Source organism: Anoxybacillus suryakundensis (genome assembly GCF_001418025.1).
GTDB classification, from domain to species: domain Bacteria; phylum Bacillota; class Bacilli; order Bacillales; family Anoxybacillaceae; genus Anoxybacillus; species Anoxybacillus tengchongensis.
This window is the reverse complement of sequence record NZ_LIOK01000015.1, coordinates 1-22,290: the sequence shown is the minus strand read 5'-3', so window position 1 is coordinate 22,290 and position 22,290 is coordinate 1. Positions and strand designations below refer to the sequence as shown.

The window sequence follows — 22,290 nt, the reverse complement described above, 5'->3', positions numbered from 1 at the left end:
TTGTTTTCGTAAGGAGCGTGGATGCGCGATGTTTACGTTCGGAAAAAAGCTGCTCAATCGGTTGCCTTTTAGTAAAAAATTCGTGTTGTTAGCAACGATTTTTATGTTTACGTTGTTTGCAGTCAGCGTGTTATACCTTCGACTGTTAATACATAAAGAAACGTTTATTGAAAAAGAACAACAAGGCATCGCATACATCGCTCCGATGATGGATGCGATGTACGGCATACAAAAACATCGGGAATATACGACGACCGTCCTTCTTGGTCATGGGAATGAAGCGAACGTTGCTGAAGCGCAAAAAATGATCAAAAAATCCATGACCATGATGCAAACCGTTCATAAACAACAACAAGCTTCATTTATTGAAGAAGAACAATGGAAACAGCTTTTACAACAAATGAACGACATACAAGGAAATTGGAAAACATTCACTGTGTCAGAAGCGACAAAACGTCATAATGCACTCGTTTACGACTTGCAAAAAATGTTACTTCACATCGCTGACCGCTCAAACGTCTCGCTTGATAACGATATGAACAATCATTATTTAGCTCGTCTTGTGGTTGAACAAGTTCCGTTACTGACTGAAACGATCGGGGGAGCGCAATCGTTTGCGGCAGAGCTAACGTTAAAGAGCGAATTGTATGAAATCGAGCGGTCGAAAATGACGTATTGGACAAACGTGTTAGAAACAGCGATGCAAACCGTCAGCCGTTCAACAGCACCCCTTTTTGTCGATGATGAACCGTTGCGTAAAAAAGTGCAACAATATAATGATGTCATTTCGACAGATTTATTAAGCATGGTAAGCTTACTTCAACGTGAATTTTTACAAACGAATCAAATTTCGTTAACGTCGGTTGAGTTATATGAGAAAACGAACGACGCGTTTGAAAAATTACATGAGCTTGCCCGCTTTTCACTAGATGCGTTTCAAAACCATTTACAACATGAATATGAAGCAGTCATGTTTGAAAAATGGGTGACAATTGGTGCCGGTGCGCTTGCGGTGGCGGTCGTTATTTACTTATTTATCGCTTTTTACATGGCGGTACGTGAACAAATTGCAACGATTGAACAAGCGAGCATGCAAGCAGCAAGCGGTGATTTGACGGTGCAATTGTCCGTCACATCAAACGATGAATTTGCTCGCATTGCTCAGTCATTTCAATCGCTTATTGCTTCATTCCGTTCCATGATCGGCGCGAACCAACAATTGACCCACGACGTATCTGCATCCGCGCACGAATTAACCGCCATTACAGAAGAAGCGGCGCATGCCATGGAACAAGTGGGAGCGACGATGGAAGAAGTGGCGGCGGGTTCGAGCAAGCAACGCATGTGGGCGCAACAAAACGTCGAAGCTGTTCATACGCTCGTCGATGATACGAACTACATTTTATCTCGCTCACAGCAAGCGGCAGAAGCGGCGCGGGCAATGACGAGCGAAGCGGAAAAAGGAACGGCAGCGATGGATAAAATGATCGAACAAATGAAAACGATGAACGATTTCATTACGCAATCGAGCGAATGGATTCAAGCGTTGCATCAACGTTCCGCCCATATTGCTCAAATGGCGACAATGATTACAAATATTGCCGATCAAACGAATTTACTTGCGTTAAATGCGGCGATTGAGGCAGCGCGCGCAGGCGAACACGGACGTGGATTTGCGGTCGTGGCAGATGAAGTGCGGAAGCTAGCGGAACAATCGTCTTTATCAGCAAAACAAATACGTGAACTATTGCAAGAAGTACAAACAGATACGTCGCAATCCGTTGAAGCGATGCAACAAGTGCGTCATGAATCGGAAAAAAGTATGACGTTAGCACGTGAAGCAGATCAGACGTTCGACCGCATTCAGCAAACGACAAACGAAGTGATGGTTCAAATGGACGATGTCGCTCAAAAAATTGCAGTCATGACGAGCGCATTTGACGAGCTTGCCTTGACGATGAAAGAGACAGAAACGATTGCACAAGAAGCGGAAAGACAAACACAAACGGCCGCAGCAGCGCACGAACAGTTGCTTTCTGCCGTTCAAGAAATTGCTGCAAATGTGCAAACGTTAAGCGACAAAGCGCAACATTTAGCGGAAAAAGGGAAGCAATTTACCGTTTAATCTCGGAGTGATCCGAGATTTTTTGTTGTTAAAATTATGAACATTCATTATAATGAAGGCGAACATATATTTGTGAGGGGGAGTTTGGATGGAACGGATGGAAGAGTATATTATTATGGAGGAAACGGCTGCCCTTGTGCCAAAATACGATGAATACGGTCGGCTTGGCACGATTGTTTACGAGTTGTACAATACGTACAATGTCGAGCGATCGCCAAAAGAAATTATGCAACAAAGTTGCCGTTACTACGGAAGTACATATGAGGGGAAAGTGCATGCAGCAAAACATATTCTCGGCATTCGGCAAATGGTTCCCGTCTCCGTGTGTGAAGCACTTCAGCTCTATTTCTTTCCAACATGTTCTCCTGACAGCGATCGATGCATATGGATTGCACAATCCCACATCAAGACGATACAACGGTATGAAAAAAAGAAAACGAAAGTCATTTTAAAAAATAAACAAGAACTCATTGTTGATATGCAAAAAGGAACGTTGGAAGGAAAAATGTATAAAACGGCGATGCTTATTTTCACATTGCAACAAAGAATGATGAATAACTATTAAAAATATTGTATAATATTTCGAGAGTAAGAAAGAAAAGAGGACGATTATGCGGACGTTGCGAGGACATCATTTATTATGTGTGCACGGATTTCAAGGGATGGGGTATAGCGAATCGTTCGTGGAAAAGATGACGGAAATCGTTGCGTTTATGCGCGATGATGATACGGATGGTCCGATTCGCGTCATTGCGGCTCTCGATGAAGCATGTTATGCATGCCCGCATCATGGAGTAGACCGCTGCGAAGCGGACGAGGAATCAAATGATCATGTATTAGCGATGGATCACCGTGTACTAAAACATTTACAGCTCGAAGAAAACCAAGTATATATGAAATCCGAGTTAATTGAACGAACGAAGCAAGCGGTTGAACCGGATGACTTAGATGTACTTTGCGCAGGATGTTCGTGGTTATCGTACGGAGTTTGTAAAGAAGGGATGCGAAAATTGAAAAATTTTTCTGACAAAAATAACTGAAGATGTGCTATGATAATGAAATAAAAATAGAAAGAAAGGGTTATGGCATATGAAAGTAGCAAAATTCGGGGGAAGTTCTGTCGCCAATGCACAGCAATTTCAAAAAGTAGCCAACATCATCACATCAGATGAAGCGCGCAAATTTGTCGTCGTCTCTGCACCGGGGAAACGATGTAAAGACGATACAAAAATGACCGATTTATTAATTACATTAGCAAAAAAAGTCATTGAACAGGACTTATATGAAGGGGTGCTTGCTCAAGTGGTCGCGCGCTATGATGAAATCGTGACGGATTTACATTTGTCGCGCGACATTTTAGACGTCATTTCGGCGAGCTTGCAACAAATCATTGATACGTATCACGATCAGCCTGAACGTTTACTTGATGCGTTAAAAGCAAGCGGCGAAGATAACAATGCGAAATTAATGGCTCATTATCTCCGTCAGCTCGGTTATGAAGCGCATTATGTGAATCCAAAAGATGCTGGTATTTTCGTGACAGATGAGCCGGGCAACGCACAAATGTTGCCAGAATCATATGAACAACTTGCAAAATTAAAAGAAAGAAGTGGCATTTTAGTCATTCCAGGCTTTTTCGGCTATTCTCGTTCAGGGCATATCGTGACCTTCCCACGTGGCGGTTCGGATATTACGGGTTCGATCGTTGCCGCAGGTGTTGGTGCTGAGCTATATGAAAACTTTACCGATGTCGACTCGATTTACTGCGTCAATCCATCTATTGTTGAGCATCCGTGCCAATTAAAAGAATTGACGTATCGCGAAATGCGCGAATTGTCGTATGCAGGGTTTTCCGTCTTTCACGATGAAGCGCTTGAACCTGTGTACCGCCGTGGCATTCCGGTATGCGTCAAAAATACGAACAACCCTGAAGCGAAAGGGACGATGATCGTCGCAACGAGAGACCATCGCGAGCGTCCTGTCGCGGGCATTGCCAGCGATACAGGCTTTTGTAGCATTAACGTCAGCAAATATTTAATGAACCGCGAAATCGGATTTGGACGTCGTCTACTACAAATTTTAGAAGATGAAGGCATTTCATACGAACATACGCCATCAGGCATTGATAACATGTCTGTCATTTTACGTGAAGAACAATTAGCTGGCGATGTAGAACGCCGCGTATTAGACCGCATTGTGAAAGAGTTGCGCGTCGATGAAGTATCGATTGAACGCGATTTAGCGCTTATTATGGTCGTTGGAGAAGGGATGGAGCGTAGCGTCGGTATTGCCGCAAAGGCAACAGCTGCGTTCGCTCGCGCAAACGTCAACATCGAAATGATTAACCAAGGTTCATCGGAAGTGAGCATGATGTTTGGTGTCAAAGCGGATGCGGTGGAAAAAGCGGTGCGCGCCTTATACGAAGTGTATTTCTAATCGTATAAAAATGGAATAATCGAACAAAATAACCATAGCACACATAAGGGAGGAAAATACATGCGCGTGCTATGGTTATTGATTTGTTTATTATGTGCGACACCTGTGCAAGCAGCTATTTCTGAAGAAGCATTGCGACAATATGTACAAGACATCGGTTGGACGATGGACGATTTAACGCGTTATTTAGCGAAATGGAATATGACGATCAACGATTTTTCTTCGTTGGAAGCATTGAAAAAACAATTAGGAACACCGATCACTCCGGAGCGTCTTGATGAGTTATTGCTCCGCTATGAGATGACGCAAGAAGAAGCTGAAGCGCTTCTCGGACAATTTGGCGAACAACTCCAACAATATACGTTTATTGAAGATTTAGCATATGCCTTATCGTTTTATCGTGATCGTTACGATGCGATGCAAGCAATGACCGACATTTTAGCAACGATCGGGTTAACTGAAGATGAAATTCATCGGTTAGTGGAGCGGACGCCTCCGTCTGCGAAACAAACGCTTGCGCGTCTTGATGAACAAATCCAAACGCTCGTATTGCGCGATTCATCTGCGCCGCTAACAAAAACAGAACAAGAAACCGTTCGACATCTTTGGAACGAATGGCTGTCGCTTTACCGCCTTCAAGCAAAAGTATATGAAGTAAACGAACAAGGACGAAAACCCATTTCGTTTGAGCGATTCCAAACCGCCACGGTGCCTGTTGTGATGGAATGGTACGATGACGACGGCACATTGGTAGCTGATTTATATATTCCTTATGAGCGAATCGGATCAAGTGCGCTCATTGATGCAAGCGAACAGCTCGCGCATATCGGCATGATGGCGCTTGATTTAGAAAGCGGCTTACTTGTTGCGCGCATGCCAAAAACCGCTTCTTCGTACGGAACAAACATATTGATTGGTATCGCTTTACTTTTTGCAAGCTTCGTGTTATGGAAGAAGGGAAAACGATGCGAGCCGTTGCGATAGCGTTATTTTTATTTAGCGCTTCTTTCATTTGGGCAAACGCTATCGGTTGGCATGAAGCGTATGAAGCGGTCCAACAAAGTAACTACCCTATTGTCCATCAAGGCGACGCCATCGGAACGTTATTTATTCCGAAACTAAATGTAGCGATGCCCATTTATGAAGGCATGCAACAGTTAAATAAAGGAGTGGCGCACGATGAACGAAGTGCACTTCCTGGTGAGGGCAATCATACCATTTTAGCAGGACATCGCGATACAGTATTTCGTAAGCTCGAGGACATGCGATTAGGGGATGAACTCGTTATTCGAACGAATAATCGAACGTGGACGTATGTCGTTCAACATATTCGCATCGTCAAGCCCGATGACAAAACGGTGCTCATCCCAAAAGCGCACCCGACGCTAACATTAATTACATGTTATCCGTTTCGCTGGGTAGGCGATGCGCCGAACCGATACGTGGTAGTTGCCAAACAAAAAAGAGGCTGAAAACAGTTAGCCTCTTTTTGTATGCATTTGTTGTTTAAATTGTTGCAGGAGCGTTTCGCCATGTAGTCCACGTTGAACTAAATCTTCTAACACGACTTCAGCTAAATTCGAACGTTGAATGATGACGGCATCCATTAATACGCTCATTCGTTCTCCCATCATCGTCACCGAGCGAACAGTTGCACGTACATGAGCAGGATCGTTCGTTTTGCGCGAAATGGTTACGAGCGCATCAAACGGTGCCTCGCTCTCTTTTAATGACGTAAATAGCTCGCGATATGTTTGCTCGACATACGCCTCGATAAGCCAACGTTTATTTTCATCTTCTTTATTAATCATTAACCCGTCAATGAGCGAAATGTCTTGTTTTTGCCCATGCAATAGTGTAAGAGCAACGAGCTTAAAAGTTTTCACCACATCCACCTCGCAACAGTAGTTGTCTTTATTATACCATATGGGCGAAATGTAACAAAAAAAGAAAAGAAAAAGTGAAAATTGAATTTTCAGGCGCTTTTTTTGTCAAAAATGGCCGAAAAACGGCAAAAAAACAAAAAAACTAGTTTGAAAATTGAAAAATCCAAATTTTACACCATTTTTTTATTTTTGTATCATATGAATCGAGGAGGTGATCAAAAACAATTCCTCTCAACTTCCTTCCAAAATGTGTCCTCTTACTGCTCCCTCATTATTTGGCTAGCATCCTCTTCGCTAGCCTCTTTTTTCAATTGACCGGCTATTGTGGGAGTGGTATGCTAGGGGTAAAAATGAAAGGGGTGAATGAAAAATGGAAAGCCAAGTTTTACAAGCGGTGAAAGAATTGCTTTATGAAGTACGTGAAATGCGTGGGGAAATAGAAAGCTTAAAAGAAGAGATGAAAAGCTTTAAGCAAGAAATGCGCGCGGAAATGGAAAGTTTCAAGCAAGAGATGCGCACAGAAATGGAAAGTTTCAAGCAAGAGATGCGCACAGAAATGGAAAGTTTCAAGCAAGAGATGCGCACAGAAATGGAAAGCTTCAAACAAGAAATACGTGAAGAAATAAAAGAGTTGCATGTGCGCACCGACAAGTTAGAAACAAAAGTGGACAAGCTACACGACAAATTTGAACTGCACGCACAAAAACAATGGCAAACAGAAGCAGACGTGTATCGCTTAAAAAAATTAATTGGCATTGAATAACGGGCAAAAAGTGCCCCTTTTTTATTTTTTTAAAAGATAAGAAAGTATAAAATTTTAGATTTACGGAGCTGTCTAGCTCCAAGCGCCATCGGCTCGAGTCGCTTCGCCCCACACTGCGGCGGCGACACAATGAGTTTGCCTCTTTGGAATATCCCACGCAAGCCAAAGCTTTTGCTTTGGCTGAGCCTCCTCGGTGGGGCTTGTGCGCTCTTCGCCGATAGGCGGGCGCTTTGCGCTTTTCTTATTTCAACGCCTCAATCATTTCATCAATCATCTTGATGACGACTCCTTCAATTCGCTTTCGCTTATGTAAAGGTAATGACTGTAGGGCATATAGTCGCTTCGCGAGCTCGCGCTGTTCATTCATGTAACGAATAAGCGATAATTGCTCATCGCTCATTTCGTTCGTTCCGTACGCTAATCGCACTTCTTGTAACAGCTGTTCATCTGTTGGATGTTTTCCAAGCAAAAAGTCGACGCTGACACGAAACATATCACTCATATCGATAATGGATTGTAAATCAGGGAGCACCTCACCATTTTCCCATTTACTTATTTTAGAACGAGATACATTTAATCGTTGGGCGAATTGCTCTTGCGTCCAATCGTGAGCGTTTCGCAACCGTCTAATTTGTTCGCCAATACGTTGTAACATCATCTTCCACCAAATTCCCTTTTTCTTTTTACGATAGAAGAAGAGAGGGGTTTATTTTGTTCTTTTTGTGAACGAAATGACAAAATGTTCATTTTTAGAACAAGAATCGACGGTTTGTTTGTCGAAAAAAGTTGATTGAATATTCATAAAATGTAAAAATATACATTGGAAAAACTTGAAGGAGAGGATGAATCGTGAATATTTATTTTTCAAATTACATTGTTCATCAAGCGAAACAAGGAGGAAAAATGTGCGAAGTACTTATTAAAGAGAAGCCGAATCCTCCGTTTCACGAATCGCGAACGATTGAGCCCATTCACTTTTCTGATTCACTTCAGTTTATTTCACCAAGCGATAAACGACCGCCAGAACCGATTCGTTATCGGATGATTACGTGCACAACAAAAGATGACTTGTTTTTATTTTTTAAAACGATAGACGATCAATTAATGATTGTCATTACGTTTTTCTTCGGAAGAGGAAAAGCTCAAATATGTGTGAAACGTTGGAGTGACCTCGAGAAACGTTACATCCCCGCACCGATGAATGACCTCACAGCTGCTGAAGAACGAGCCATCTTATGTACATTCCGCTCAGTTTCCATTCGTTCTGGGCAGAAAATTCAATATTGCTTATTTTAATGTCAAATTTGTCAACGAAAAATTTATGCCAAAAAAACTAAAAATATGTTTGTTAAACACGAAAAAAGATGCTAAAATATAACTGTAGTACTATTTCCTTCTGTTTACAATAGAGAGCGGTTGGTGGCCAGAGGCAAAGAAAAAGAGCTGATGACAACATCAGCTCTTTTTCTTTATGGGTGTGGGGAGTAAACTTGCCATTGCCTTAGATCAATTTTTTCTTTCAGGATAAGTGATTTTGGAAAGATAAACGTCCACGGTTTACTTGTATTCGCTTTTATTTGTAAATCCAATGTAAATAAGCCGCGAGCAATAACTTCTCCTGATGCATCTTCCACGACAAGAGGTAACTTTTTGAATTGAATATCCTTTTGGTTTCCATTCCGAATAAGTAGACCTACAACTAGGTTACCTTCTTCATCAGTTGTCGCTTGTAATCCTACAATATTCACCTCATTTTCACCCAGACGAGGAAGAGAGCGGACAAGACGTTCTAATTCCTTTTTATCTTCCTCAGACAATGAGTTTTCCCAACTATCATCTAGTTCTAAAGAATGCTTTTTCCTTAGTTCAAAAGAGAGTTTCCATCCGAATCTAGGTATTTTATCTAAAAGTAGTTCGTGTTTATTAAAAACAAAAAACCAAGGTCGACTACTTCGAGGTGGAATTTCCCCCATTTCGCTCAGTTGAAATGTTTTTCTGCTAATAATTTCATCGTTGGTTCCAATAAATAAAAGTCTAGTTTGATCGAATCGAATAGCTTTGTCTAAAGCATTACGGATAAGTGCTGTAACAATATAACGATCATCTTCTTTTTTCCATTCAATTCCTGATAGTGATACTTGATTTTTTTTCAATGGCGGCAGTTCGTTATTTACGTATTGAAAATAATATTTTTGTTCTGCCGTTAGCGACATCAGTGGATGAATCGATAACGTGGTATGCACGTCTTCATCTTGTTGTTCAGCTGCTCCGTCAAATAATTGTCCTGCTTGGACGGTACTATCTTCCCCTTGTTTTTTCTTTTTGAAAAATGGAATCATCGTTCCATCTCCTTTCTTCAATTCGAATTAAGTAGCTGGGCAAGTTGTTGGGAAGCATCTTTTTCTAAACGATGATACATGAGTGTAAAGAGCTCCAACCCTTCTTTTGCATATTGGCGCATCGGATCCTCTTGTCCGTAATAGCGCAACCCAATTCCTTCTTTCAATAACTCCATTGCTTCTAAATGTTTTGTCCAGTGAAAATCGATAAGCGAAAGTAAAGCACGTTTCAATGCCCATTGATGTTCTTCAGTGTATTCCAACGCATGAACGCGCTCTTTCCATGCCGAAATCGCTTGTTGGACGATCGCTTCCACTTCTTTTTGATCGACAATACCAGTTACATCGATGTGTTCGTTTGTCACTGTTTGAACGGTCTGTACTAGCCGAGCCATATCCCATTCTTCTGGAATGACTTCTTCTGGACATGTATAATGAATTTCTCTTTCAAGAAATGATGGCACCATATGAGCGACAATTGGAATCACATCGTTAGCTTCAAGAATGCGATTACGGAGCGTATAAACGGTGCGCCGTTGCTCGTTTAATACGTCATCGAGCTTTAAGTTGTATTCTCGTACAGAGAAATTGCTTCCTTCACAAATGCGCTGCACACGGTTGACGAATTCATGTACCTCTTTGTTTAATACTTCGCCTTCTTCATTTACTTGTAGTGATTTTTTCATTTTTTCTAACTCATCTTTAGCAAAACGACGGAACATGTCGTCTTCAAGCGAAATGAAAAATTGCGAGCGTCCCGGATCTCCTTGACGGCCAGCTCGTCCTTTTAATTGGTTGTCGATTCGGCGGCTTTCATGGCGTTCTGTACCGAGAACATATAAACCGCCAAGTTTTGCTACGCCTTCTCCAAGCACAATGTCTGTTCCGCGTCCCGCCATATTTGTCGCAATTGTAATTTGTCCTTTTTGACCAGCGCGTGAAATCAACTCCACTTCTTGCTCGACACTTTTGGCGTTTAACAATTGAAACGACAATCCTTCTTCTGCTAAATATGTCGCCACTTTTTCTGACTGTAAAATAGATGTTGTTCCAATGAGCATCGGTTGTCCTGTCTCATGCACGCGCTTTGCTTCTTTTGCGACTGCTTTATATTTCGCATCGATTGTCGCAAAGACGCGGTCTGGCAAGTCTTGACGGATGACAGGGCGGTTTGTTGGAATTTGTACGACATCCATGCCGTATAAGGTTTGAAACTCTTTTTCTTCTGTTTTCGCCGTCCCTGTCATTCCGGATAAAATCGGATAAAGGCGGAAATAATTCTGGATCGTAACCGATGCTTGAATTTTATTTTCTTCTGTTAACTCTAATCCTTCTTTCGCCTCAATGGCTTGATGAAGACCATTGCTTAAACTGCGTCCTTCCATCGGACGACCAGTGAACATATCAATGAGCAACACTTTTCCATCTTTCACGATATAATCGACATCACGTGTAAACATGACGTATGCGCGCAACGCTTGAATGACGTAATGATACAACACTTGGTGTTCTAAGTCATATAAGTTGTCGATGCCGAACCCTTTTTCAATTTTTTCAATACCTTGTTCGGTTAAGTTGACAGTTTTTGTTTCTTCATCGTATTCGTAATCTTCATCTCGAACGAAATGTTTTACGATACGGGCGCATAAATAGCTTAACTCCGAACTGACACCTGTCTTACCAGCGATAATAAGCGGGGTTTTTGCTTCGTCAATTAATACGCTATCGACTTCATCGATAATCGCGTAATGAAATGGACGTTGGACACGATCAGCGCTGCTGTACACCATATGATCGCGCAAATAGTCGAAACCAAATTCGTTACCGACACCGTACGTAATATCGGCATTGTATGCTGCTTTTTTCTCCTCTAGTGTCATTTGTGGCAAATTTAAGCCAACGGTCAGCCCTAAAAACTCGTGAATTTTTCCGATTAAGTCACGGTCGCGCTTCGCTAAATAGTCGTTGACCGTAATGACGTGCACCCCTTTTCCTTCGAGCGCGCGCAAATAGCTTGGGGCGGAAGCGACGAGCGTCTTTCCTTCTCCTGTCGCCATTTCTGCAATATTCCCTTCCGCAAGCACAAGACCGCCGATGAGCTGAACGTCAAAATGGCGCATGCCAAGCACGCGTTTCGATGCTTCTCTGACAGTCGCAAACGCTTCGACTTGTATATCGAATACCGATTCACCTTGCGCTAGTCGCTGTTTAAATTCGTTTGTTTTGGCGCGTAATTCGTCATCTGTCAACGCTTCAAATGTCGGTTCAAGTTCATTGATACGCGCGACGATTTTATTGTAGTTTTTCAGTTTGCGTTCATCACTGTTTACGAGTTTTTTTATGTAAGACAACATGGGGAACCTTCTCCTTCGCTGTAAATCAAATCGTTTCAACGTACAGTATACCATTGTTCCCAAAATGTTTCACGACCTCGGAAAATATTTCTTTACTTTTTGTTTGTTGGGTGATATTGTAAGTTTATTAGAAAAAATTATCAAAATATGAAACTTTTTTGTCTTTTTTCGTTATAGTAGGTGTATTTGCCTTTTATGGCGAATACATATGCTACATTCTTTTGAAGGAGGCTCTTTATGAAAAAATGGAAGAAAACCGCATTATCGATTAGTTTAGCCTCATCGCTTATCGTGCCGGCAGTTGCGCAAGCATCGACGGAACCGCCGATTGCGCAGTGGAAGAAACAAATGACGAAAACATCGGCGCCACTCGCTTACAAAAAGTTTGAAGATGCACAAAACCAAGTGAGTACGGATACATTGATCGTAAAGTACAACGAGGCCATTCCAGCTGCTGTGCATCGCAGTTTAGGAGCGACATTGAAGCAGTCGTTTCCGCAATTAAAATACGATGTTGTGACGGTGCAAAAGGGGAAAAGTTTACAAGACGTAATGAGAAACTATGCAAAATTAAAAGCCGTAAAAAGCGTGACACCAAGTTTTACATATAAACGGCTCGGTTCTGCTGATCCAAAATCAGACCATATGTATTTATTATCGCTTTTAAATATGGATAAAGCGTTAAAACTTGCCGGGAAGTCTAGCGTCACGGTTGCTGTCATCGACACAGGGATGGATACGAAGCATCCAGAGCTTAAAGGGCGTGTTCTCCCTGCTTACAATGCGATCAATCCGGCAGGGGCGCCGATCAAAGACGTGCACGGGACGCATGTTGCTGGCATTATCGGAGCAAATGCAAACAACGGCATTGGTGCACATGGTGTCAACCCGAATGTTAAAATTTTACCCATTGACGTATTCGGTGGCGGTTGGGGTGCAAGCGACTATACGATCGCCCAAGGGATTTTATATGCGATTGAAAAAGGCGCAAAAGTCATTAATATGAGCCTCGGTGGCTACTTTAGCTCGCCAATTTTAGAAGAAGCTGTTCAAAAAGCAATCGATGCAGGGATTACGGTCGTTGCTGCAGCAGGAAATGAAGCGACGGACATGTACTCGATTCCAGCTTCCTATGAAGGAGTCATTAGCGTGGGGGCGACCGACAGCAAAAATAAGCTCGCTGAGTTTTCAAACTACGGTCCATCTGTTGACCTCGTTGCACCGGGGGTTGATGTATACAGCCTCATTTATGACTATACAAAAGGATCTTCATTTGCTGAGTTAAGTGGAACGTCGATGGCATCGCCAGTTGTCGCAGGCGTCGCTTCGCTTCTTTTATCGAAGTACCCGAATTTAAAGCCGTATCAAGTTGAATGGATTTTAGAGCGCACCGCAACAGATTTAGGTGAAAAAGGATACGATTTAACGTACGGCAACGGTTTAGTCAATCCAGTTGCTGCGCTGCAATATAATATCAAAAACGTGCCGCAAAAAGAAAAATGGAACGATGAAACAATTTTAGCGAAAGCGCCTGTGATTGATGCGAAAGAACCGTACGTGAAAAAAGGATCGCTGACAAAACCGGAAGAAGTGCATTGGGTAAAAGTAAACGTTCAACAAGGTGAAAGCGTTCAAGCGCTACTCGAAGGGTCTGAAGCTTACGATTACAAACTTGTGTTTCGCTTTTATCCAGAAGGAAAAACAGCGTCTGAAAAGCCTATTCAAGTGAATGACGGTCGAGCAGGCGAGATGGAAGCGAAACTATTTACAGCGAAACAATCTGGCGTGCTTGCGATCGGCGTTACAGATGCAAATGGCAACTATAGCTTACAAGGAAAATCAACGTATACGTTAGCTGTTCAATCGTTTACCGAGCTTGCCGATGATGGCATTACAAAAGAAAATCCAGCTGTCATTGAACAATTGCCGTTTGCCTTAGAAAACTTAACGTTTGTGCCAGAAAAAGATGCGAAAGAAGGCGACCGCGACTATTTCCGCTTTACTGTCGCAGAGCCGACAACGGTAAAGTTTGAATTGTCGCCTGTTCCGGGCATTGATTCGTCATTAAACGTTTATTTAGCTGAAGAACTATATCGTCCAGTTGATCCGAATGCGAAGCATAAAGAAATTCCATTCCCAATCGTGTTTGGGAACAATAACGGTGTCGGTAAAGGAGAGACGGTGACGTTTGAAGCGCAACCGGGCGTAGAGTATGTGCTCGAAGCGTCAAGTGAACCACTGAGTGGATTTTATCCGATGATATTAGACTCTTTTATGTCAGGCAATCAAGTGAAAGAAGGAAACGCATCAGCCATTCCATATCAGCTGAGCGCAAAAGCCATTACATTGCCACAAGACGAAGACAACTTCCCAGCGCGCGAGCCGATGCCAACGGGCGATGGTGCTGTTGAACAAATGGAAAAAATAAAAGAACAAATGCGCAAGCCAAACGATATCATCATCATTGGCGATGACGGAAGCTGGAGCTATTTTGAAAAAGAACAAATCCAGCAAATTAAAGAAAATGCTCGCCCTTACAACATCGGTGATCGGACGGAAGCATTTATCCAGTTTAGTGGTGACCAAGACTTTTATCGCTTCACTGTTCCGAACACAGCGATATATCAGTTTTCGTTTGCGACACCTGACGATATGATGCCGTCAGCAATGTTGTTCGAATACGATGAGAAAAAAGATGATCTCATTCCTGTTAACTCGTTCTGGTCGTTTGATTGGATGACAGGAAAGAAACAAACGAACTGGACGCTCATTTTGGAAGAAGGAAAAACGTATTACATGTCGGTGCAAAACGACAATTATCAACCGGTAGCTGATCCGTATGTCATGACATCGAAAAAGCTCGTCGATGCCCCGAAAGATGTGAACGAAAAAAATAACGAGCCAATTCAAGCGACAGTTGTAAATGTCAATGAATCGAAAACAGGGAATTTCGTGCTTCCGAACGATGTTGATTACTACTACTATAAACATCGTCAAGCGAAGGAGCTGTTGACGTTTTTTGCGAAGCCAAGCAAAACGAACGCATCGTTGCCAAAACAATTGCGTGGTACATTAATTCCAATTATATCTATTGTTGAAGATACGAACGGAAATATGACGATTGATGAAGACGAATACGGAAAAGCTGTCACATTTTATCCGAGTGGATGGAGTCCGTTATACGATGTAAACGGCTCGTTCCAAGCGAAGAAAAATGTTGGTTACTTCTTTGTCGTCAACTCGTTTATGTGGGATGGGCTATCGCTTCAGTCGTACAACTTTAGTATTCAATCGCTCAATAAAAAAGACGAAGATGCGTCTTCCGTCGTGAAAAACAATGTGCCATCAAAACCGCTTTCTTTCAATAAAAGAGGAAATGTGTATGAAGCACGTGGCTACATGAACATCATTGATTACGGCGATAAAGATTATTACAAATTCGTCGTTGAACAAGATGGGACATTTACATGCAAGCTTGACGTACCGGGTACGATGGACGGTGTGATGTCCATTTACGACGCGAAAGGTCGCCTCGTTCAAACGTATGACCATTACGGCGATGGCGATGCAGAAATCGGCATGCTTTCTTTGAAAAAAGGAACGTACTATGTCGTCGTTGAAGAATCGCTTGCTCGGTCAAATGCCAACCCATACACGCTCTCGATTATGAAAAAATAGATGAAAATAAGGCTGCCTATGCATACAGGCAGCCTTCCTTATTTTTCTTTTCCACCGCCACGTGTGACGTGTTAACATAAATGTAGATTAATAGATAACGAGGTGATTGACGTGCAGCGCATGCGATTCATTTGGCTTTCATTCGTTTTTTTATTCTTTTTTCACGCGCCTGTCCACGCCCATGTCGTTGATTTAACGAAAAAAGCGCAGGCGCAAAGCTATGAAAACTACTATTCGCTCATCGCTAGCTATAAAGGGGAAAGCGGCGTCACGTTTGAAAGCTATAGCCCTTATTGGACGAAGACGAAGCTTATTCAGCTGGAACAAGAACTATTAAAAAACAAACATGGCGCTGAGCTTGCTTTGTTAGGAAGCATTAAAATTTTTCCTGATTATCCTGCCGGTGCAAACATCCTCGGGAAATATTTTACTCAATATCAAATAAGTCCAAAGCCCGCGTTACTTCCAAATCGGTACATTCATTTATACGGTGGCAACGAATGGACGACGGTGGAACAAATGGCGACGACGCTTGCGCACGAGTACGGACACCATTTTACATTTTATTACTTGTTAAATAAAGAACAGCGCCTTCCGAACGAATGGCTCCAGTCGCGATATGCGGCGGCGCGCGAGCTTTTTCGCTATCCGTCTGTTCATGTGGACGGAAGAGGAGCGTACGAATGGTATATGCCTGAAATACTAGCAGAAGACTACGTACAATTATTCGGATCACCAAATGCATTAAAAGGACATATGCAAATGAACGTTCATCTTCCGACACCATTTGAACTTCCAGCTTTACAAACGTATTGGAAAAACGAGCTTGGTGCCCCGTATGAACCGATGCCACCGCTTTCACTATTTCTAACAAACTATACGGTGAAAAATAACGTATATGCGCTCAAGCTTTACACATATGCTGATACAGCCGCATACGTGAACGCGCAAGAGGGGAATGGGCGCTACGCCTCCGTTTATATCGGAAGTGTGCCAAAAGGAGTAAAAGAAACGACATACGACGGGACAACGTTAAATCATGAAGTATCATGGTTGTTCCGTTCAACCATTGTTGATACTGCACTATTTCGTGTCGTTCAGCCGACGACAAAAGGATTTAATCGTGGTTCAGCGACGCTACGTGTCCAATATGGAACGATTGACTCGCTTGTTTCTCCTCCTCCACTTTTCCCAGATGTCGTCGGGGAGGAGTTGCAAGGAGCAGCAAGATTATTATATGAACGGAGTGTCATTTCGGGATTTCCAGACGGAACGTTTCGTCCAAATGAACGGTTGCTTCGCCGCCATGCTGCGCTTATGCTTATTCGTGAGTTAAGGCTGACGCTGCCTGAAGGATATGTCGTCAAAGCAACAGATATCAAAACGACCGATCCTTGGTATAAAGAAATGGCAATTGCCGAAGCATACGGATTGCTTACAGGATATAACGGAAAGCTGTATCCGAACGATTACATTACCCGCGCCCAAATGGCAACGATTTTAACGCGTGTATATGCGGATATATATGAACGCCCGACGGTAAATCAATCGTTTTTTGATGTTTCTCCTTCTCACTGGGCGTATGAGCCGATTCAGACGTTGTTTTATAATCGAGTGACGATCAACAATCCGTATCGTCCAAATGACGTTGTGACACGCGGGCAGTTTGTGCTCTTTTTAAAGCGAACGATCGATAAAAAATAGCGAGAAAGGCTTGTCCTTTCTCGCTATTTTGCGTTGATTGCACGATAGAAAAATACCGCAAATTGTGCACGTGTCACTGTCTCTTTCGGTCGAAACGTTCCGTCTTCATAGCCGCTTGCAATGCCTGATGCGACAAGTTTTTCAATCGCATCATATGCTGCATCTGTTTCTTTTACATCGGTAAATGGCACATCCGCTCCACGCTTTAACTTCCAAGCTTCCGCAAACCACATCGCTAGCTGTTCGCGCGTTAACGGTTCATCGGGTTGAAACTGCTTATTGTTTTTATCGACAATATTTTCTTTCGCAAGGGCGTTCACCGCACCGACAGCCCAATGATCGCTCGGTACGTCAGAAAACGTTTCTTTTCGATTGTTCATGTTGAAGTTAAAATATGCTGCGATCAACCCGGCCGCTTCTGCGCGCGTCATCACTTCATCAGGCTTAAAGTAGCTTTTCGCATATCCAAGCACCATTTCTTTTTTACCTAACGCCTCAATTTCTTTACTTGCCCAAAAATCGCCTCCGACATCTTGAAACTGCCCAGCAGCTTGCACGTATGCAAGCACGCGTCTTGCTCCTATGTATCGCTTTTTATAGTAAGAGTCGTCTAATGAGGTGACCGTAATGCCTTTGGATGAGCTCGCATGAATAAATTGATTATCTCCAATATAAACACCTGCATGCGACGGTCCTTTTTTATACGTCTCAAAAAAGACGAGATCACCGATTCGTAAATCTTCTTTCTTTACTGCGCTTCCTTGTTTATATTGTTCCGCTGTCGTACGCGCTAACGTCACACCAAGTCCGCTCATCACATGGCGCGTAAACCCAGAACAATCAAACCCCTTTTCCGAACTTCCGCCGAACTGATACGGCACACCGACATATTTTTTCGCCAGTGGAATGAGCCGATCGTAACTTTCGTTTGCATAAGCGAAAGAAGGGAATAGAAAAACCAAAAGCAATATTGCAACAAACCGCCTCACACGTCACACCTCACTCCGCCATTGTTCTTACAATCTCGACATTTTTCACACTATTCCAAGTGTATCATAAATAGGATAATCATAACTTTACAGTTATGTAACAAAATTTTTTGTTAAAACTTATAAGATAAGGTATTGAAAAAAGTCGAACATTCGGTAAAATGGTGAATAGGTGGAAGGCTACACATGAAAGAGTATTGTTATTCCAACAAAGAAAAGTCATTCAAAAAATGGTTGACTTTAATCATGGAAAAAATTATAATGTAGTTTGTAGTCGTTCACTCGCTAAGTTTAAGAGTTTCATAGAGAGAGCATACATAATCTCTTAAATTTAGCTGAACTAAATAGAAGCAGAAACAAAAGGAGGAAATATGTCGATGGCTTACCAACCAAAGTCTTATCGCAAATTTTTAGCTGGTACGGTCTCTGCAGCTGTTGTTGCTTCAGCGATCGCACCAGTAGCAAGCGCAGCTTCTTTCACAGACGTGGCAGGAAGCGTGCATGCAGATGACATCGCTACATTAGTAGCAAAAGGTTACATTAAAGGATATGCAGACGGTACATTCAAACCAAACAAACCGTTAACACGCGGTGAAGCTGCAATCATCTTCTCACGTATTTTAAAAGATGCAGGTGTCAAAGCTCCTGAGCAAGGTGCAGGCTTCCCAGACGTTCCAGCGAGCAAAGCTGAATTAGCAGAAGCGGTTGCGATCGTGAAAGCTGCTGGCGTCATGGGTGGAGACGAAAAAGGTAACTTCAACCCGAACGCAAACATCACTCGCGAACAAATGGCGAAAGTCGTTGTTGAAGCGTTCAAATTAACAAAACCAGCAAACCACACGACAAAAATTACGGATCTTGACAAAGCTGGTTCGTGGGCGCGTGAATACATCCAAACATTAGAAGCAAACGGTGTAACGAAAAACACAGAATTTGCACCAAAACAAAACGTTACGCGCGGTCAATTCGCTTCATTCGTCGTACGTGCGATGGCGGTGAAAGGAGAAGTTACTCCAGCTGTTGAAAAAGTAGAAGTTTTATCAAAAACAAAATTAGTAGTAACGTTTAATACAGCTGTTGATGCAGTGAAGGCCGAAAATTTTGCTATTGAAGGTGCAACTGTTGTCTCTGCTACATTAAGTGCAGATAAAAAACAGGCAACTTTAGAAGTTTCAAATCTTGAATATGGAAAAGACTATACGGTTGTAGTAAAAGATGTTTTAGTAAATGGTAAAACAGTGGGCTTTGGAACAAAATCTTTCAAAACTCCAGCTATTTCAGAGCTTTGGGGAGTTCGCGTGACTACAAAAGATGCTTCTTTAGTAGCAAACGGTGCAGACAATACAGTTGTTACGTTTGAACTTGTAAGCAAAGGAACAAATGAAGTCGATGCGAAAGCAGATAATATCGTATTAGATTTAAATATAACATACGGAACGTTATCACAAAAACGTGTAACGATTCAAAATGGCAAAGCAACTGTCATTTTAACATCTGAATTTAGCGCAAAAGAAGTTATCGCGAAAATTGATGCTCAAATCATCGAAGCTTCAGGAGACTACAAAGACTTAATTGGTAAAGTATCTGGAAGTGGAGTTATTGCATTTAAACCAGCTGCGAGTGGTGTAGTTGAAACAATTACTCTAGTTGGTGGTGAGTCAAACCAAGCCGATCGTGTTACATTGTTCTTTGATAAAACACCAACTGAACAACAATTAAAAGAAAGCCAGTTTGTTGTGAAGCAAGGAAGCAAAGAGGTGATACCTCTCGGATTTAAATTAGTGAAAGACAATCCGAAAGCTGTAGAACTTATTCTTAAAAGAGGTGAATACTTAACAGATAATAAAGAAGTTACTGTCATCGCAAATGTTCCAAATGCTATTGGAAAACCATCAACATCTTCAACAACTTTTGTATTGACAGACGCGCGTCCTGCTGAAGTGACATCTGTTCAAGTAGAAGGGTTGAACACGATTAAGGTTGTATTTTCTGAAGCAGTTGATTCTGCTCACTTTGTAATTGATGGTCGGTTTGTAGAAGGAAAAGGCTTTAAAGTTAACTATGGCGACTTTGATCCGATAACACGTAAGGATGAGCGTCATATTGTTACAATTGAGTTGGATGATAATTTCAAAGAAAATGATAAGGCGAAAGTAGGATACTTTACACCGGGGCAACATTCTTTACAGGTGTCTTCAGTGAAAGATTTTGCCGCGTTAACGGATCCTAAAAACATTGGTACGACGCAAAACTTAACATTTAATGTGATTGAAGATACAACAAAACCAACAGCAGAAGTAAAAGTAGAATCACCTGAGCAATTCCGTATTACATTTGACAAAGTTTTAAAAGAAGAGGATTTGTTAAATAAATTCCAGTTGGAATTCTATAACGAAGATACGAAGAAATATGAGAAAGTCACTTCAACAGTCAAAAACGGACGTTTTGCGGGTTGGTCAGACGATCCTTCAGACGTTTCAAGTGTTTTATCTGTGAAACGTGACTCTAACAAACCTTCTTCTTACGTTGTAGAATTGAAAAAAGACTGGACAGAAATTTACGATACTGCGAACACGAAACTTAACTATTACAATGATAAGTTCCGTATTGTTATTGCAGAAGGTGCAGTCACAAATAAAGCAAATGGTGAGAAAAACGCCGAGATTGTCCTTGATCTAAATTATGCAGGCTCACCACTTAACCAGCCAGATACAGAAAGCCCGAAAATTTTGGATATCATTCAAAGTGAAACAAACAAAACGACTTTCACTGTAAAAATGAGTGAGCCAGTAAAATTAGTTGGAAAGAATGGTGTTGTATTAGATGATTCTGATACAATTGCACAAGGACAAGGCGCTTTACCTAAAACGTTAGTAGATTTCATCGGTAAAGACGAAAAAGGAAAGTTGGTTACTATTAGTGGAGAAGTTGTGAATTATGCAGATTCTAGTGATATGTCGTTCAACGTGAATGCTTCTCTGCAAGACTTAGTTAATAAAGGATACGATGAAAATTGGACAGTTGTTGTCAAATCAATCTCTGATGACGTAGGAAATACTGCATCTTCTCTGACAAAAGAATTTAAAGTTCCTAGAACTTCTGTAAGTCAAGTCTTTAAAGTGAAAGAAGTTAAAGGTGATCTAGCAGACTCTTCAAAAGATGTTGTGAAAATTACGTTTACTTCTGGTGTTCAATACCGTGGTGGAGTATATGATGCGACAAATCCAGCTCAATATGCGTTGAACGGTAAGAACCTACCAGTAGGAACGAAGATTGAAGTGCAAGATATCGATAACAATGTTGAAAATGGATACGAAATGGTAGTTATCACACTTCCAGATAGTACGTTATTAGAGAAATCTAACACAATTACTGTGAACAGAAACTTACAATCTGCACAAGGTTCTGTGTTGCAAGGTGGTTATGAGTTTGTATTTAGTGTAGTGAACGCTACACTCGAAAGTGCCAAAGCTACTTATAAAGACGGTAGCCAGTTAGGCACTGTAGAAGCTCAAATTAAAGATGGAAAAGAAGTTTCTGTTGATGTATCAAGTCTAGCTGATTCTGTATCGTTTACTGGTGTAGAGATTAAAGCTAAGGATGCTACAAAACTAGCATTCTCTATCCCAGGAGTGCAAGGTACAAAAGAAGTGAATTTTACAGATGGGGTTGCAGTAATCTCACCTTCGCTTATTGGTGCATCGGGTGGAGATGTAGCGTTAGAGACATTGCGTGGTCTAGGTGACTCAATCAAGCTTGATGGTACACTTTACGACAAAGCAGGTAACACAACTGCTGTGACAATCACAATTAAGTTGAAATAATTGTGCCTGTCACTTCTTCTGAGATTAATAGAACCAGAGAGTCGAATGGCTCTCTGGTTCTTTTGTGCGCTCGGCATGGGTGCAATCTTTAGGGTGAAAGTCCCGAACTGCGAAGGCAGAAGTAGCAGTTAGCTTAACGCAAGGGTGTCCGTGGTGACGCGGAATCTGAAGGAAGCGGGCGGCAAACTTCCG

16 protein-coding genes are annotated in these 22,290 nt (G+C 42.0%); 11 read left to right on the top strand and 5 right to left on the bottom strand.

All coding sequences use genetic code 11. The features are described 5' to 3' along the window. Positions 1-28: 28 nt before the first annotated feature. The 6 genes from ASC42_RS10385 to ASC42_RS10360 all read left to right on the top strand — a co-directional run bounded on the left by ASC42_RS10385 (position 29) and on the right by ASC42_RS10360 (position 6,033). Positions 29-2,125, top strand: a complete 2,097-nt coding sequence (locus ASC42_RS10385; protein WP_055441696.1) for a methyl-accepting chemotaxis protein — start codon at positions 29-31, stop codon at positions 2,123-2,125. 88 nt (positions 2,126-2,213) lie between these two features. Next, on the top strand, positions 2,214-2,690 hold the full coding sequence (locus ASC42_RS10380; RefSeq protein ID WP_055441695.1) for a competence protein ComK: 477 nt from the start codon (positions 2,214-2,216) through the stop codon (positions 2,688-2,690). A gap of 46 nt (positions 2,691-2,736) precedes the next feature. Further along, positions 2,737-3,165: a DUF1284 domain-containing protein gene (locus ASC42_RS10375; protein WP_055441694.1), complete on the top strand. Its 429-nt coding sequence runs from the start codon at positions 2,737-2,739 to the stop codon at positions 3,163-3,165. Positions 3,166-3,214: 49 nt separating this feature from the next. Then, the gene (locus ASC42_RS10370) at positions 3,215-4,561 is read left to right on the top strand and encodes an aspartate kinase (protein WP_055441693.1); all 1,347 of its coding nucleotides are present in this window, start codon (positions 3,215-3,217) and stop codon (positions 4,559-4,561) included. Between the two features lie 60 nt (positions 4,562-4,621). Next, positions 4,622-5,545, top strand: a complete 924-nt coding sequence (locus ASC42_RS10365) for a processed acidic surface protein (protein ID WP_055441692.1) — start codon at positions 4,622-4,624, stop codon at positions 5,543-5,545. Then, positions 5,527-6,033 carry a class D sortase gene (locus ASC42_RS10360; protein WP_055441691.1) on the top strand — a complete coding sequence of 169 codons (507 nt, stop codon included), beginning with the start codon at positions 5,527-5,529 and terminating at the stop codon, positions 6,031-6,033. Before ASC42_RS10365 ends, ASC42_RS10360 begins: the two co-directional genes overlap by 19 nt. A 6-nt stretch (positions 6,034-6,039) precedes the next feature. On the opposite strand, the gene ASC42_RS10355 is transcribed toward ASC42_RS10360, so the two are convergent. After that, positions 6,040-6,447 (bottom strand): YwpF-like family protein, encoded by a 408-nt coding sequence (locus tag ASC42_RS10355; protein ID WP_055441690.1) that lies wholly within the window; start codon positions 6,445-6,447, stop codon positions 6,040-6,042. 370 nt (positions 6,448-6,817) lie between these two features. On the opposite strand from ASC42_RS10355, the gene ASC42_RS10350 reads away from it, so the two are divergent. Beyond that, positions 6,818-7,210, top strand: a complete 393-nt coding sequence (locus ASC42_RS10350; RefSeq protein WP_055441689.1) for a coiled-coil domain-containing protein — start codon at positions 6,818-6,820, stop codon at positions 7,208-7,210. Between the two features lie 241 nt (positions 7,211-7,451). Here ASC42_RS10350 and ASC42_RS10345 read toward each other — a convergent pair whose 3' ends face one another. After that, on the bottom strand, positions 7,452-7,865 hold the full coding sequence (locus ASC42_RS10345) for a helix-turn-helix domain-containing protein (RefSeq protein ID WP_055441722.1): 414 nt from the start codon (positions 7,863-7,865) through the stop codon (positions 7,452-7,454). A gap of 191 nt (positions 7,866-8,056) precedes the next feature. Here ASC42_RS10345 and ASC42_RS10340 point away from each other — a divergent pair, with 191 nt between their 5' ends. Further along, positions 8,057-8,506: a hypothetical protein gene (locus ASC42_RS10340; RefSeq protein WP_055441688.1), complete on the top strand. Its 450-nt coding sequence runs from the start codon at positions 8,057-8,059 to the stop codon at positions 8,504-8,506. Between the two features lie 173 nt (positions 8,507-8,679). On the opposite strand, the gene ASC42_RS10335 is transcribed toward ASC42_RS10340, so the two are convergent. Beyond that, positions 8,680-9,549 carry an accessory Sec system S-layer assembly protein gene (locus ASC42_RS10335; RefSeq protein WP_055441687.1) on the bottom strand — a complete coding sequence of 290 codons (870 nt, stop codon included), beginning with the start codon at positions 9,547-9,549 and terminating at the stop codon, positions 8,680-8,682. Positions 9,550-9,566: 17 nt separating this feature from the next. Beyond that, a complete protein-coding gene (secA2, locus tag ASC42_RS10330) occupies positions 9,567-11,903 on the bottom strand; it encodes an accessory Sec system translocase SecA2 (protein ID WP_055441686.1) in 2,337 nt (778 codons plus the stop codon). Between the two features lie 237 nt (positions 11,904-12,140). On the opposite strand from secA2, the gene ASC42_RS10325 reads away from it, so the two are divergent. Then, complete coding sequence (locus tag ASC42_RS10325) at positions 12,141-15,581, top strand: S8 family peptidase (RefSeq protein ID WP_055441685.1); 3,441 nt, start codon at positions 12,141-12,143, stop codon at positions 15,579-15,581. Positions 15,582-15,692: 111 nt separating this feature from the next. Continuing rightward, positions 15,693-17,285, top strand: coding sequence for an S-layer homology domain-containing protein (locus ASC42_RS10320; protein WP_425339075.1), 1,593 nt, complete (start codon positions 15,693-15,695; stop codon positions 17,283-17,285). A 23-nt stretch (positions 17,286-17,308) separates the two neighbouring features. Here the strand turns inward: ASC42_RS10320 and ASC42_RS10315 are convergent, their stop codons facing one another. After that, on the bottom strand, positions 17,309-18,274 hold the full coding sequence (locus tag ASC42_RS10315; protein ID WP_055441684.1) for a C40 family peptidase: 966 nt from the start codon (positions 18,272-18,274) through the stop codon (positions 17,309-17,311). Between the two features lie 377 nt (positions 18,275-18,651). Here ASC42_RS10315 and ASC42_RS14280 point away from each other — a divergent pair, with 377 nt between their 5' ends. Further along, on the top strand, positions 18,652-22,098 hold the full coding sequence (locus ASC42_RS14280) for an S-layer homology domain-containing protein (protein ID WP_055441683.1): 3,447 nt from the start codon (positions 18,652-18,654) through the stop codon (positions 22,096-22,098). Positions 22,099-22,290 lie beyond the last annotated feature (192 nt).

What these genes read in the sequence shown, in the direction of transcription:
- ASC42_RS10385 (WP_055441696.1), top strand. Translation starts at nt 29, where the DNA reads ATGTTTACGTTCGGAAAAAAGCTGCTCAATCGGTTGCCTTTTAGTAAA.
- ASC42_RS10380 (WP_055441695.1), top strand. Translation starts at nt 2,214, where the DNA reads ATGGAACGGATGGAAGAGTATATTATTATGGAGGAAACGGCTGCCCTT.
- ASC42_RS10375 (WP_055441694.1), top strand. Translation starts at nt 2,737, where the DNA reads ATGCGGACGTTGCGAGGACATCATTTATTATGTGTGCACGGATTTCAA.
- ASC42_RS10370 (WP_055441693.1), top strand. Translation starts at nt 3,215, where the DNA reads ATGAAAGTAGCAAAATTCGGGGGAAGTTCTGTCGCCAATGCACAGCAA.
- ASC42_RS10365 (WP_055441692.1), top strand. Translation starts at nt 4,622, where the DNA reads ATGCGCGTGCTATGGTTATTGATTTGTTTATTATGTGCGACACCTGTG.
- ASC42_RS10360 (WP_055441691.1), top strand. Translation starts at nt 5,527, where the DNA reads ATGCGAGCCGTTGCGATAGCGTTATTTTTATTTAGCGCTTCTTTCATT.
- ASC42_RS10350 (WP_055441689.1), top strand. Translation starts at nt 6,818, where the DNA reads ATGGAAAGCCAAGTTTTACAAGCGGTGAAAGAATTGCTTTATGAAGTA.
- ASC42_RS10345 (WP_055441722.1), bottom strand. Translation starts at nt 7,865, where the DNA reads ATGTTACAACGTATTGGCGAACAAATTAGACGGTTGCGAAACGCTCAC.
- ASC42_RS10335 (WP_055441687.1), bottom strand. Translation starts at nt 9,549, where the DNA reads ATGATTCCATTTTTCAAAAAGAAAAAACAAGGGGAAGATAGTACCGTC.
- secA2 (WP_055441686.1), bottom strand. Translation starts at nt 11,903, where the DNA reads ATGTTGTCTTACATAAAAAAACTCGTAAACAGTGATGAACGCAAACTG.
- ASC42_RS10325 (WP_055441685.1), top strand. Translation starts at nt 12,141, where the DNA reads ATGAAAAAATGGAAGAAAACCGCATTATCGATTAGTTTAGCCTCATCG.
- ASC42_RS14280 (WP_055441683.1), top strand. Translation starts at nt 18,652, where the DNA reads ATGGCTTACCAACCAAAGTCTTATCGCAAATTTTTAGCTGGTACGGTC.